This is a genomic window from Bradyrhizobium sp. USDA 3256, from assembly GCF_054058275.1.
This window is the reverse complement of sequence record NZ_JBSSAE010000002.1, coordinates 943,159-956,708: the sequence shown is the minus strand read 5'-3', so window position 1 is coordinate 956,708 and position 13,550 is coordinate 943,159. Positions and strand designations below refer to the sequence as shown.

Here is a 13,550-nt window from a genome sequence, read left to right as displayed (position 1 = left end):
ATCGCCGCCGCGTGTGCCACGTTCAAAATAGCTGTCGAGTCATTCTGCCGCAGTTATCCCGCCGTCTGCGGGCGCCGTGCTTCTTCCGGGCGGACCAATCTCCAATCCAGCCCTTCGAACAAGGCCGCAAACATCGCCGGCGACATGCGCATCACGCCGTCCGCGATCGTTGGCCAAACAAACTTGCAACCTTCGAGGCGCTTGTGCACCAACACCAGGCCCGTTCGATCCCAGACCAAAATCTTGATCCGGTCCGCTCGCTTCGAGCGGAACACGAAGGCTGCGCCGCTGAACGGGTCGAGATGAAGCATCTCCTGCACCTTCGTCGCAAGCCCATCGTGTCCACAGCGGAAGTCGATCGGCCGCGTGGCAACGTAAATCTTCAGATCAGCACCGGCCGCGATCATCGTGACGCTCGCACCGCACGGATCACCAGAGATAGCTGGTCAGCATCTATGGCCGTATCCATCCGCAGCACGACATCACCGATGGCGATCTCAAGCTTGATCGCCGGAGCCTGACGCTCCTCCAACGCATGGTCCACGACCAGCGGAGCAAATGTCGGCGGGGACGCCTCGCACGGCGGCAACATACCTCGCTGTCGAAACCGCCGTCGCCAATCGTAGATCTGCCCGCGCGTCGCTCCGTGCTTGCGCGCCACCTCGGACACCTGAGCACCGGGTAACAGACTCTCGGCAGCGATCCGAGCTCTCTCAGCTTCCGAACGCACACGACGTCCTGACGGCCCTTCGAGGATCTCCAGCCGGCTCACCGACCCCGCAGATGAGCCGTCTAAATGGACGTCCTTTTTGCTGTCCAATCCCATCCCAAACCTCCGTCCAACCCGGAGGCTTCTTCGCACGGCTATCCAGATCCCGAAGCAAGGGTTCTGGCTTAGCGCTTACGCCTCACTTTCCAGTTCGTGCAACTAGGTGATTGGCCGGATGATACGCATCGCCGGGCTCGAACGTTGCGATCCAAGTCAGTCGATCGGGCACGTCGTCGGTGGTTGCGGCGCATTCACAACCTGACGCAGTGTCAGATTTCAAATTGCCTGTCTCAACGCAGCGTTGCGTCTGCAATTCCGGCAAATAGAGCGGGCCGCGACTTGCCAGACGCTGCGAGCAACAGTTTAGCCAATTGGGGCTTGCTTCCAATCGAGGAGGAATTCAAAGAACATTGAGGCGGATTGCCATAACGATCGCTTGGAGCCGGCTGGTCGCGCCCAGCTTTCGCATCGCATTCTTGATATGAAAATTGACTGTATTCTCGCTGATTTCCAGGATCATCCCGATTTCCCATGACGATTTTCCTTCTGCCACCCACCGCATGCAGCTGATCTCACGCTGCGACAGTGCCACTTTTTTCTCGCCACCATTGTTGCAGGGACGTGCGATCTCGCCATAGGCGCTGTGAAAGTGACTAGCCAATGCGTTGAGATGACCGATGCGGTCCTGCGGATCCGCATCTTCGGATGGAGACGCAAACGACACGACCGATACCCGGCCCAAGGGCCCAAACAACGGTACGCTTATGCCATGCTTCAGGCCTGCCTCTCTGGCCTCATCCAGGACACGTCTCTCGTCGGGATGAAGTTGATAGTGCTCAGCGAGCTGATCCCACAAAAATGGCCGCGACAGCATCGGCGTCCGCCGGACCACTGGATCGATGGTGTGGTACTTGCGTCTGAAGTATCGGTCGCACCAGTCTGGCGGCCATTTTACGGCCACGGTCGGGGGTGGATACTCCGCCAGGCGAAGTGGTTCGATGAAGTTGAGGGCGCCGTAAGCAACTTCACTGAAGCCCTCCTCCGTGGCGCAGCTGACAAGAAGCTCGAACAGCGCTCTGAGCGAATGCGTTTGGTTTGCGCATTCAGTGAAGCTGAAAAGATCCATGTTGCGCGGCCCGGGACACCGGTCAACGTCGGTGTCCCTGCGTTCAATTGCGCTTGTTTCAGGCGGAGCCAAGTTCCATTCCATGACCTGAACCCTGGGTTTGCTCTTTGCGAAGTCTGAAGCGCTCGCACGCTGCCTCAGATGCCATTCCCGAATTCGTTGTTCTGCCGCCGACTGCGATGGCGTGATCGTCTCCGTCAAACAGCTGCGATGTCGACCGCTACCCCTAGTCTGAGGCTGAACGGCATGCCGCAACCGCAACGCCGGTCCCCATCAATGTGATCTGTCCGACCCGCCGACGACGACGACGCACTGGCGACCTCGAGGATCCCCCAGTGTTGTCCGTGTTGACGGTCTGGGCCCGCGATGCAGATTGACGCTGAATTAACCCAGTAATGTCCGCGCTGACGGAGAGTCTCACGGTGGTCCGACGTGCGCGGGCAACCGATCGGAGGCGATCCGACCGTCCTAAAAACGCGGCTGGCCATGCGGACCAAGCAGCACCGGCGGCTACGACGTGGGCGCGGGTCAGATTAAACTGTGCGAACCCGAAGTTCGGCCTGAACGAGACGCTGCGCCGTCCGAAGTGCCAGCGCGAGGGGACCCGAGGCGCTGAACTTCGCGATCGTGAGCTAGAGCAGGCGGGCTCGCCTAGCGGTGTCGGGTTCCGCCCGTGCGATATCGGCTTCGATGCTCTGCTTGCTGGCGAAGATGCCAGGAGCGTCATTTTTCATCCCACTCTTGCGGATTGGCATCGCTGAGCCTTGGCCGAGCCTTCGCTCTTCGACGCTGTCGAGGACGCAATCGATGCGCGACACGTAACAGTCGCCGCAAGCGGTAACCGCCCGGCATCAATGCCCGGCCTTTGACGGCTTCCGTCGCGCAGGCTCGGTGTGAATGAATCGACGGGGCACGTGGTGATGGCGCCAGAGGCACAGCGGGCGGTACGCGCAGTCTCGAGATCTGCTCGATGCAGAGGACACTTTGCATGCGCGTCTCCAGAAGTGAGAGGACCTCGGATCCTGCCAGCAAGTGTCGTACCAATTGTTGGGTTCGCTGATTCGACCGTCTAGACACGGCTCGACGGGACCGCGGTCGGTTCCTGCGTATGACATTGAAGCAATCGTGACATCGGGAGGAAACACGACAACGCCATTTGCGCAAGCCGCCGCACCGGTTGATGTAGATCAACGAGTGCAGCTCTCCAAGACGGCCGACTCGAGGCGCTCTTGTCCTCCAACTCGTCGGTACGCCAGGCACCAACGCTTGACTGAAAACACGGCGACTTACCAATCAAAGACGACGACAAGGCCGGTCCCGATGGGTCGCAACCAACCGTGCAGTGCAACGGCTCGGAATGCAAGCGCGGATGTCAAGAGCCGAAAGCACTGTGGAAGTGCCGCGCCGGTCTCATTGTCGACTCGCTTCGTCAACTATGTCGAGGGCACCTTGGTGAAGACGGTCTGCACGCTTTCGCAATTAGTTCTGAGCAAGTAGTCCGTCCTTGCGGCCTGCTGGTCTGGAGCCGTTAGAGACAGTAACGTGCTGAGCGCCGAAAAAAAACAATCGAAACAGTTGTGAATTGGTGGAGCGGCTTAAGTTCGGCGCCAGGCGCCCCGACGCACTTTGCCGGGGTTGGAAGTGCGCCGGGCCCGCCCCAACACCATCAGTACATCCGTGATGATGCTTGCGCCAATGAGACAAGCAGCGTGGCGGAATTGAGGCTCATCCATTCTTTTAACGTCGAGTCCAAAATGTTTTCATCGCGGGTCCAAGAATCTTGAATCTCACGCAGCGTCAAGTTGTACGATCTCGCACTTGGCGGCTTCATCGAAGAACAATTCTTGTCCGTGACATCACCAGCTTGCAAGGTGATGCATCCTGCTCGTGGCGCCTGCGGGAGCGGTGACGCCATGGCGAAGATAAGCGGCGCGAAGCCAATCGTCTTTGGATAAACGACTGACACTGCGCGCAAGTTAGTCGAGGGACGTCTAGCCGCTGAAGTCGTGCTCATATGAAAGATTTACTCTTTGAGCGAGCATCAAATGATTGCCAGCGAGTACTCCCGTTCTCAGACGCTAGGCGCCTGGTGACATCGAGAACGCGAATTAGATTTGAAAACGAAAGTGGGATTATTGACATAACGCAAAGACAAAGGAAGGCGCATCGGTCAGCTTCATGTTCTATGAGCATGGAAAGTTTAAGTCTTGCAGACCTCGCTTCTGAACAAATATTGCGATGCACGCTTGCCTTGGTATACCATCTATCCGACCGTACCTGATTTCTCCGCGACCGTAGGCGCCGTGACCTGTGAGACATGGTTGAGGCGGCTGCCGCCCGACGAACCCGTCTCGCTCTATCTCCACATTCCGTTCTGCCGATCAATCTGCTGGTATTGCGGTTTCCCGACAAACCTCACTCGCAGCGAGCGACCGATTCACGATTTTGTTGCGGTGCTGAGCGAGGAAATTCGCTTGGTCGCAGAGCATGCGCCGTGCGCCCTGCCCGTGAACGACGTACATTTCGGCGGCGGAACGCCGACTACGATCGCTCCAGCCGATTTCCTCGCCCTGATGGAGTTCCTACGCCGCTGCTTCACCTTCAGCGAATCGGCAAGCATCGCCATCGAGATCGACCCGCGCGCGTTCACGGTCGAGATGGCCGAGACCTTGGGTGCAGCCGGCGTGAGCCGCGCGAGCATCGGCGTGCAAAGCTTCGACCCCGTGGTTCAAAGGGCTGTCAATCGGCTTCAAAGCGAGGCGCAGGCGGCTTCTGCCGTCGAACGCCTTCGCCAGCATGGAATAAGCCGTATCAACTTCGACCTTCTCTTCGGACTGCCGCATCAGACGGTGCAGTCCTGTGTGAACTCCGCGAGGACGGCGGTGGCCATGCGACCCGACCAGCTTGCGGTTTTCGGCTACGCCCACGTTCCCTCCTATATGAAACGTCAGCGCCAGATCGACGAGGCCGCGCTGCCGGACAATATTGCCCGCGCCGAGCAAGCCGCGGCCGTGGCAGATACGCTGGTCTCCGCTGGCTACCACCAAATCGGGCTCGACCATTTCGCCCTGCCGGACGACGAGCTCGCGCTGGCCCAAAAAAGCGGTCGGCTACGGCGCAACTCGTTGGGCTATTCGGCCGACACCTGTAAAAACGTGATCGGCTTTGGTCCGTCAGCCATCGGCCGTCTCCGTGACGGCTACGTCCAGAACGAGGTCGCAACAGCTTCCTATAATCAGCACATCAGAGCAGGCCGTCTGGCAACATCAAAGGGCTGCTGTCTCACTGAGGAAGACCGGCTCCGGGCTGCAATTATCGATCGCCTGATGTGCGATTTGGAGGCCGACATGCCGGCAATCTGTGCCGCTCACGGATTTGATCCGATCGCTTTTCTCGATGCGGCTGATCGCTTGGGAATGCTCGCCGAGGATGGGTTAGTGGACATCGAAGAGGGTCTCGTCCGTATCAAGCAGGAGCACCGTTTTCTTATCCGCTCTGTTGCTGCCGCATTCGATGCTTATCTCGACCGCACCCCCTATTAGAAAGGCTGTCACGAGCTATCGCCGCGACATTCGCTCGACGGAAAACTAAAAACTCCCTCGAATGCTCCGGATACGCTGACAACTGGCTTTGCGGAAGACCCAACGAAAGTTCGGCGGTGGAATTCATTCGTTGAAGATGTTGCTTTCCGAACCGGCCTCGCTGACGTGGTCAGAAACCTGCCCGCATTCCTGATGTCTCACGCGCCGGCGGCATGCTCGCTCGGTGAGACAGGATCAGCCTGACTGGGCAGGCCGTCGGCTGCCAAACGTGGAAAGCTCCCCGCGCAGCAGCCTGAGGCCTCAAGGCTCGCCTGTCTTCTGTCCTGCAATCACTGGCGCGCCTCCGACGGAAACGGGCCCCTGTGGTTTGGACCGCTCGATGCGCTTCTTGGCCGGGCTCGAAGCAGCTTGCGCGGGCGAAGAAGCAACGGAGGGGGCAGAAGGGGCAGGTGCTGGATGTTGTAGAGAATCGATCCGCGAAGTCAGCACGGTGATCTGGTCCAGGATCCCTCTCAGGTCCTGCCGCTGAGCATCGATTTGACGGTTGAGCTCTACAATGTCCTCGCTGGTCTTCTGCTGCATCCAATGTATCTCGATCAGGGACGCCCTGTCCACGCCCACCGGCGAATCGGCGGGCCCGGCTGCCGGCGTCTCGACAAATCCGGCGAGGCTCCCCCCAAAATGGGCTGCCGCCGCACACAAGCCGACGAAGACAACCAAAAACATCAAACCCCAGCGAATGCGGCCTGACGAGCCATATAAGAGCGGCCGCAAGTCCGAAGCGGCCGCCTGATCAATCATCTGCATCGTCCCCTGCCCGACTTCCCCGTTTTGATCGGCTTGTCTCGTTGACGCGAGAACTCGCGATACTTACGCATCCCAACCAACCGCAGCCGCCGACAACATCATTCTTCACAAACTCGCCGATCAGTTGCCCCCTTTGGCCTCGATGAAGCGGCCCGTCTTGACCGAGGCAAAGCGAACACTTTACGCGGAGCTAATCCATCATAGGGCTCGCGGTAAGCAATAGTTCTCGCCTTCGAGGGCCATAGCGCAGCATTTTCGCATCATTCAGGAGAACCTTGCAGATTTTCTTGTCTTGCCGGCGCCTGATGCGAACCGGCCGCTATTCCTTCAAGGTCTGCATCTCAGCTTTCGCGCTGCCGAGACCGGCAACTTCACGGCTTGCTGCCGCGTAAAGCGCGACAGCTGGCGCTCGATGCCATTGGAACGGCAAGCGCTGGACATGGCCAACTACCAGTTCTGGCAGGTTGATTGAGACGACGGACACATGGCAAGCGTGGCCGAAACGAACGCTGCGGGATCACAGGTCCAGGAACTAGGAATGCACTACAGATTTGGCCATGCCAATGGAGCGTACGGAGTTAGCAACTGCTCGCCCACAGCCACCAAAGCCGCTCGAAACCTGATTCCTCTGATCTCATGAGCCACCATCATGAACGTTGTGACGCGATCGCTGCGCGAAGAGATTCCAAGGCTCTCTGGAAATCGCGGTCATCGATCGTTTCGCCCTTCGCAGACGACGATACCAAGACAGCTTCATGAAGCCACGGCGCCGGCTTGGCTAGCTTTGCATTCCGGTGGCCGCCATTTCGTCGAGAACGGCCTCTTCGAGCGGGATGCTCGGCACAGCTGCAGTCCTCTGCCCCATAGTGAAGCAGGGTCGAGGCTCGCAATGTCTTGGCGGCGAGGACAGCTGAGGCTCCGCGCGCTCGCTGCCAGCGGTTCTCGTCCAGCCAGCAAGCGCTGCTCACTCTCGGTAAATCCGGCCTGATGCACAACAAGGTGCAGACCAGATCGTTCTCGCGTTTACGGGCGACGTGGCTCGGCGCGTTAAGCGGATCTCGCTGGGATGGACGAACCGCCTTGCCCGTGAGGCGTCGGCCCCCTTGTCCTTAGACGCCAAGGCTTGGGAAGTCCGTTCTCGGCCATCAAGGCCGGTTTTCAATTCATGCGTGGTTCGCAAACAAGGACGCGAAGAAAACTGTGGGTGATTGCTTTGTTGCGGCGACGACGCCTCGGACATCTTCGGCTACGACAGCACTTGCCTGCAGCTTGCGATCAAGCGAGAAGAACCCGCGACTTGCCGTCGCACTTTCTCTCGCGGTTTTTTTGGTCGCCCCCCCTGTTTTGGCACAAACTGCTGACGAGCCTGGTCCCAAGAGCAGCGCTGTGGACCAAGCCACTAAGAGAAGAACGCCAAGAGCGCCCGACATGTCCACAAAGCTCCGGATCGGCGTGGTCAATCCGCCAATTCGACTTCGTGCCTCGGCGCCGGCATCAGCTCCCAACCTGTCTCTCATAAAGCGCAGCAGCGCCGATCGGGCTATTCAGACGCAAACGCGAAAGACGATCGACCCCTTCGCTCGCTTCGACACTTTCCGAGAAAAAGGGATCTGGCTCACCATACCGGGCCCTGTCGATACGATTGTTCAGGACAGGGACGGTGTTAGATTCGCTCTGGCTGACGTCGGGATCGGCTATATCGGCTGGACGCACAACACGTTTGCCAACAACCAGCTGCCGAATGCGGCCAGAAGCAGCATCGCCAACCAGCTCTACATGGGGCAGAATCCGACGTTTGCTACGGCGAACTTCATGATCGTCACCTACGATCTCAGCCGGTTTGGCATTCCCGATGGCCAGATTGTCGTGGGAGCGGAGCAGCAATACTGGACATGGAAGCGCCCGGGACCGGATCGAGTGGGGCTGAATACACTCGCCTATTATCAAACTTTCCTCGACAGGAAATTCGAACTCAAACTTGGCTATCTCAGAAATCAGAATGAGTTCACCGGCACATTGTTCGGAGGGATCTCAGGATCAAACATGTTTGCCTTGTTCCAGGCAGGCATGAGCACCAACGCCGCTCCCACGCCCGCCATCAACCTTAAGTACAATTTTGATGATCGCTGGTACAACAAAGTCTCCGTGCAGCGCTCTATCAGTCCAGATGGTCCTTATGCGCAGATAACCGACAATCCAACCGGCCTGAACTGGAGCACGGCCAATACAGGCATTCTTTTCGTTGACGAACTTGGCTACAAGAGCAAGGCCGCTCCCGGCGTAGCCGACACGTGGCTGCGGGCGGGCATTGGCTTCAACAATAGCCGCTACAAAAATCTAGCGGATTTGGATCAACAAAGGGAGAGCGGGAATAACTTTCATTACGTCGCTGCTGACAGGCAGCTCTGGCAGAGTGATGTCGAGGGGACGCCATCTCGCGGCATCTATGGCGGATTCTCCATCATGGGAGCTCCGCCTGACTTGAACCGGATCAGCCGGTATTACGAGCTTCGGCTGTATGCGAAGGGACCTTTTGATAGTCGTCCCAGTGATCTGATGGCTCTTGTCGCCACCAACACCGCTTGGAGCAAGTTTGCAGTGGATGCCGCCTTGGCAAAAGGACAGCTTGCGCATCGCGATACCACGGCAATTACGGGAACATACACCGCACATCTCGCCCCGGGTGTGTATGCAACCGTCGGACTGTCATACATGCACAACCCGACAAGCGTCACACACACGCCCCAAACGGAGCACGCCCTCAATCTTCTGGTGTCTACGCTGATATTCTTCTAGTCATCGAGGATGCACACCAATTCGGCTTCCCAGTCCTCGGTTCTAAAAATAGGTAATGCGTCAGTTTGAATTTCAGATTGAGGCATTACCAAAATTACGTGCTACTTCTGTCAACGCGTCGGCTGGAGGCTGCGAAGAGCGAACCGGGAGCCGGCTCTCGGATGATCCCGGGGGCTTCCGATCGGATTTCGGCTACAGCTCTACTTATGCGCGGGCTGATCCGCTGGACAAAAGGGCCCGGGGCGAAGCTCCTAGAATGAGCTGAGACAGATAAGGAATGTCGCGCACGGTTCGGCGCACCATCAGCGCGACGAGAACAATCGCTCCCCCTAGAATTCCCGCCACGGCCAACCTAAATGTGAGATCCGAAGGCACTGCGTACCGTATCGAATCCATGAGGCGAAATACCGTACCCTGAATCAAGTACAGCACCAGCGTGCTCTGTCCTATTTCCACGGCGACAAAGCGGACCACTCGATTTGAGCGGCCAGATCTCCAGCATTGCAAGAAGAGCTCAATCATGATCGCTGAGGCTGCCGCAGAGCCAAAAAGCATCAGAAGCACGTTCTTCGCCGACAGCACATCTTGAACCAGCGCGAGATTTTTGTAGACGTAAGTGTCCTTCTGCCAGGCCAGAAAACACACCAGTGCCGCTATCCAGAAAGACACGACCAAGATCAGCTTGTAAGATGGTGTTATGCTTGTCCACCGGACTTTCGACTGCGCAAATGAGAAGCCCAGGCAGAAAAACGGGTAAGTGTACTTTATGAGAGGAAATATGGAGAATGTCAGGGGTGCGAGCGCGACCAGTACGACTGATACGAACAAGATCCAGGGCGAGCAATGATCGAAGATCGAAAGAATTTTAACGAGAAGAAAATGAACGAACGCTGCCCAGATGAACCAGTATGTGCCGGCAACATCGTTCAGAACTGGCAAAATGTTGCCCGATGCGTCAGGCGCGCGGGGGAGCACAGCCAACTTTGCTGTCTCCAGGAGGGCGCACCAAAACAGCATGGGCAGCAAGAGCTGCATCGCCCGATCGCCGACGGCTTGCGCTAACGACTTTCGCAACAGCGCACGGCAAGCAAGATGTCCGCTTATCGCCATAAAGAGAGGCATATGGAACATGTAGATCCATTTGAAGCATGGCGAATCCCAGAAGCCTTCATCTCGGTAGAGGATATACTGGATCAGGTGACCGACGATCACCAAAATGATCAGCACTCCTTTGGCAAAATCCAAAGCTAGATCGCGATCGTTCGCCTCTGGCGCACCAGGTGCAGTCGATCCGGTTAAATTTCGCAATGTATCAATCATTCGCTGCTGTAGCTTTGCTCCATGGAGATCGATCCGACCGATCATCGTGGAGGCAATTGCCATTTAGAGACTACGCTCCGATAGCTGGCTGGGCACCAATGTTCAATTATATGGAGGCAGGTGATCGGTATAAAGAAAGAGGGAAGGAGTTATACGAGGATTTGCAGATCGGCGATCTGTGCGGCCGCAAGCTTTCGAAAAGCTGACGAGATCAAGAGTTAGCAACAAGCAGCGGCGCGGCGATCGCATGACGTCTTCTGAAACATGCAACATAAAGCCGGCCAGCTGTGGCTTCGCAGCCCGCCTGAAGTTGAGCTGCCGCGGGTGCGTTCGAACCCAAGCAAAGCTTCCCTCGCCGTCATCCATACCAGGACGGCGCATGGCATCAACTACGCCTTTTTCGTGAATGTTTCTGTGCCCTATCTTTCGCTGGGCAGCCAATCCGTGGCCTCGCCGAAGAACGCCCTCAGCGACCATTTCGCGGCTTCGCTATCGGTCAGTTGATGAGAGTGAGGCTCGCGGCCTGCCGGATTGGCTCCAATGCCGGAGGATTTGTATTCGGCATAGTTGGCCGTCTTAAGTGTAATCGTCTTGCCCGGAGTCCACTCGCGCCAGCCTTCCGCGATGATCGGTGCATCCATCTTCGTCGACAGGAACACCACTGTGGCATAGGGGCGCCAAGGCCGGCCGAGCGCCACATAGCGCGCGGCAGGGTCGGCAGTCAGCCTGCAATGATCGAAAACATACGCGCTGTCCTCGTCCGAGGCTCCTTTGCTCTGTGCGGTATACACGACCGCTTGATTTGCGATGCCGTGCAACTCACATTGTCGGAAATAGGCCTTGGCATCACCAAATATGAAATCGACATGCCCCTCGATGTAGCAGTTCGAGAAGTATTGTCGCGATATTCGGCCGTTCGGCCGCTTACCGGCAAACAGCGTGTCCTGGGCGCCGAGCAGGCGGACGCGGGTGATAACGTCCCCGTCTCCAGTAACCGACAACGCCACCGCCTGCGAGGATGGATTGGCCGGATTGAGCGCGTAGTCGTTTTGGATTGTCAAATTATCAAGCCGGAAATCATCGCCAGAGGCGTCCAGCGTCGCAGAACGAGCGGTTTCTCCGACATTGATCGCGCCGTCGCCATACACAACGACCGTATCATCCGGCTTCTTGCCGGAACCTCTGATATGTACACCAGATTTAGAGACTTTGACCTTCTCGCGATAAATGCCCGGCGCGATCTGGATGTCCCCGCCTTGGATCGGTAATGCGTCGATCGCTTCCTGAACCGAGTGATAGGCTGCCCTGTCGGCATGCGAGACAAAAAGTGGCTGAGCATGGGCCGCCGAGATGCAGAAACCTCCGGCCAGAACTGCAGCGAACAGCGCGAAAATCCACATTTGGTCTCACCTTTTGTCGGGCTCGCCGCACGCTCGATGCAGTCGGGATAACGTCCCGCCGCGACAAGCAGCTGAGTATGATCAACACGTTTCTCCACCGAGCCGGAACTCTCGCGCAACTGCGGGAACGTCCGATGGCGGTGACCCTGTCGGACTGCTGCAATGAGGGTGTCAGCGCCGTGTCTCGTCGCAACGCCCGTGAATCAAAGCGGTATCGAGGCGCATCTGACCGGCCTGAGATTCGACACCGAGTTGTGCTTAGTCATTACCGTCCCGGAATGCTCTGGCACATCCCTCCCATCCGCGCGACGCCGGTTCTCTGGCTCGCCCGGGCAGCGGCGGCGACACATCAGAATGATCGGCGGTCACATTGGCATGTTCGAGCTGCCAAGTCGCGGAATCGGCAAATCGAACATCCTCGAGCGTCACATCAAGGGCGTGCCGCTCGTCGACCCCGCGCATCAGCAGCGCACCATTGTCGCCACGCACATGGCGCAGAACGATCTGGCGATAGACTGGAATCCTCGTGCCTTGGGCACGTGGATCGTATTTTGTATCGAACGCGACCGGCCATCGGTTGCCCCGCAGACACACGTTCTCATAGGTCACCCGTTCGACCAGGCCGCCTCGGCTGATATCGCTCTTGATGCGCAGGCCGGACGTCGTGCCGTCCAAGGTCAGGTTGCGGACCAGTATGTCGCTGGCGCCGGAATTCACCTCGCTGCCGATCGACATCCCGTGTCCCCAGCCGAAGTAGTTATCGGTGATGGAGATATGACGGGTTGCGCCATTGTCGCCGGCTTTGATTGCGACGTTATCGTCTCCAGTGCGGATAAAACTGTGGGTGATGGTTACGTCCTGGCTGGCGCCAGGATCGATGCCGTCGGTATTGCGGGCATCGGCCGGTGCATCGATCGTGAGGCCCCAGAACGTGGCACCTTGGACCCGGTTCATCGCGACATGGAAACTGGGTGAATTGCGCAAGGTGACGCCAGAAACAGTGATGTCCTGTGCATGATCAATCTGGATCAAACGCGGGGCGTTCTGGTTGCCGCCCTCGGCCTGTGCGCGGCGGGCCAGCTGCCACCAGGTTTCGGCGCTGCCGACCATCGGTGCACCGCCCTGGCCGTCGATGATGCCGTCGCCGTAGATGCCGCCGCCGCGCGTTTTGGAGAAGCTGACGAACGGCCGACAACCGTCGCCTTTCGCCCCGATTCGACCACACTGTCCGCGGCCCTTGTCGTAGGCAGCAGGTTCGGGGATGGCGAAAAGCGTTGCACCGCGTCCGATCCACAAGGTCACGCCCGATTTCATCTCGAGTGAGCCCGATCGGAACTCGCCACGCCCGAGATAGACCGCAGCACCGGCGGGGCAATGGTCGATGGCACCTTGCAGCCTCGCCGTGTCGTTCCCACCAGATGGCACCGGGCGGTCGCAGACCGTTTGAGGTGCTCCGGGTTCGGCGACAATGCGGCGATCTTGTGCTTTCGCGGTGGGGCAAAAAGCGATGAAGGCAACGCTAAACAACAGGGTCCATTCGCGAAAAAGCTTTGTCATCGACCTCGTCTCGTGCCGCGAGCATCCTCGCCACTACCTTGTCCTGAGCTGAGCGCCGGCCAATCGGCCGCCTCTCGCCGCACTGGCCTGCGCAAGATGACATTTATAAGACCGCAAACGAGAGCGTGGGCCTTGCCACCGACGGCACTCGACGGCTGATGCCATCGAGGCAGAGCCGGAGCACCTCACGTCCGCATCAATTGTTCAGCGAACGGAGCAGCCGCAAGCCAGAT

9 protein-coding genes are annotated in these 13,550 nt (G+C 58.2%); 2 read left to right on the top strand and 7 right to left on the bottom strand.

Going from position 1 to position 13,550, the window contains the following annotated elements:
* Positions 1–53: 53 nt before the first annotated feature.
* The 3 genes from tnpB to ACVWY5_RS06115 form a co-directional block, all read right to left on the bottom strand.
* Entirely contained in the window at positions 54–407 is a 354-nt protein-coding gene (gene tnpB / locus ACVWY5_RS06125; RefSeq protein ID WP_028337926.1) for an IS66 family insertion sequence element accessory protein TnpB, read from the bottom strand.
* Entirely contained in the window at positions 404–826 is a 423-nt protein-coding gene (gene tnpA / locus ACVWY5_RS06120) for an IS66-like element accessory protein TnpA (protein ID WP_028337925.1), read from the bottom strand. Before tnpA ends, tnpB begins: the two co-directional genes overlap by 4 nt.
* A gap of 343 nt (positions 827–1,169) precedes the next feature.
* Positions 1,170–1,895, bottom strand: coding sequence for a helix-turn-helix transcriptional regulator (locus tag ACVWY5_RS06115; RefSeq protein ID WP_028337924.1), 726 nt, complete (start codon positions 1,893–1,895; stop codon positions 1,170–1,172).
* Positions 1,896–4,102: 2,207 nt separating this feature from the next.
* Here ACVWY5_RS06115 and hemN point away from each other — a divergent pair.
* Positions 4,103–5,437: an oxygen-independent coproporphyrinogen III oxidase gene (gene hemN, locus ACVWY5_RS06110; RefSeq protein ID WP_028337923.1), complete on the top strand. Its 1,335-nt coding sequence runs from the start codon at positions 4,103–4,105 to the stop codon at positions 5,435–5,437.
* Between the two features lie 300 nt (positions 5,438–5,737).
* On the opposite strand, the gene ACVWY5_RS06105 is transcribed toward hemN, so the two are convergent.
* Positions 5,738–6,244: a hypothetical protein gene (locus tag ACVWY5_RS06105; protein WP_028337922.1), complete on the bottom strand. Its 507-nt coding sequence runs from the start codon at positions 6,242–6,244 to the stop codon at positions 5,738–5,740.
* A 1,428-nt stretch (positions 6,245–7,672) separates the two neighbouring features.
* Between ACVWY5_RS06105 and ACVWY5_RS06100 the strand changes: the two genes are divergently transcribed.
* Positions 7,673–9,040, top strand: a complete 1,368-nt coding sequence (locus tag ACVWY5_RS06100) for a carbohydrate porin (protein WP_028337920.1) — start codon at positions 7,673–7,675, stop codon at positions 9,038–9,040.
* A gap of 204 nt (positions 9,041–9,244) precedes the next feature.
* Here ACVWY5_RS06100 and nolL read toward each other — a convergent pair whose 3' ends face one another.
* The 3 genes from nolL to ACVWY5_RS06085 all read right to left on the bottom strand — a co-directional run bounded on the left by nolL (position 9,245) and on the right by ACVWY5_RS06085 (position 13,317).
* Positions 9,245–10,360, bottom strand: a complete 1,116-nt coding sequence (nolL, locus tag ACVWY5_RS06095; protein ID WP_028337919.1) for a nodulation factor fucose acetyltransferase NolL — start codon at positions 10,358–10,360, stop codon at positions 9,245–9,247.
* Positions 10,361–10,779: 419 nt separating this feature from the next.
* Positions 10,780–11,760, bottom strand: a complete 981-nt coding sequence (locus ACVWY5_RS06090) for a pectinesterase family protein (RefSeq protein WP_051376403.1) — start codon at positions 11,758–11,760, stop codon at positions 10,780–10,782.
* 258 nt (positions 11,761–12,018) lie between these two features.
* Positions 12,019–13,317 carry a glycoside hydrolase family 28 protein gene (locus ACVWY5_RS06085; protein WP_038378073.1) on the bottom strand — a complete coding sequence of 433 codons (1,299 nt, stop codon included), beginning with the start codon at positions 13,315–13,317 and terminating at the stop codon, positions 12,019–12,021.
* Between the last annotated feature and the right edge of the window lie 233 nt (positions 13,318–13,550).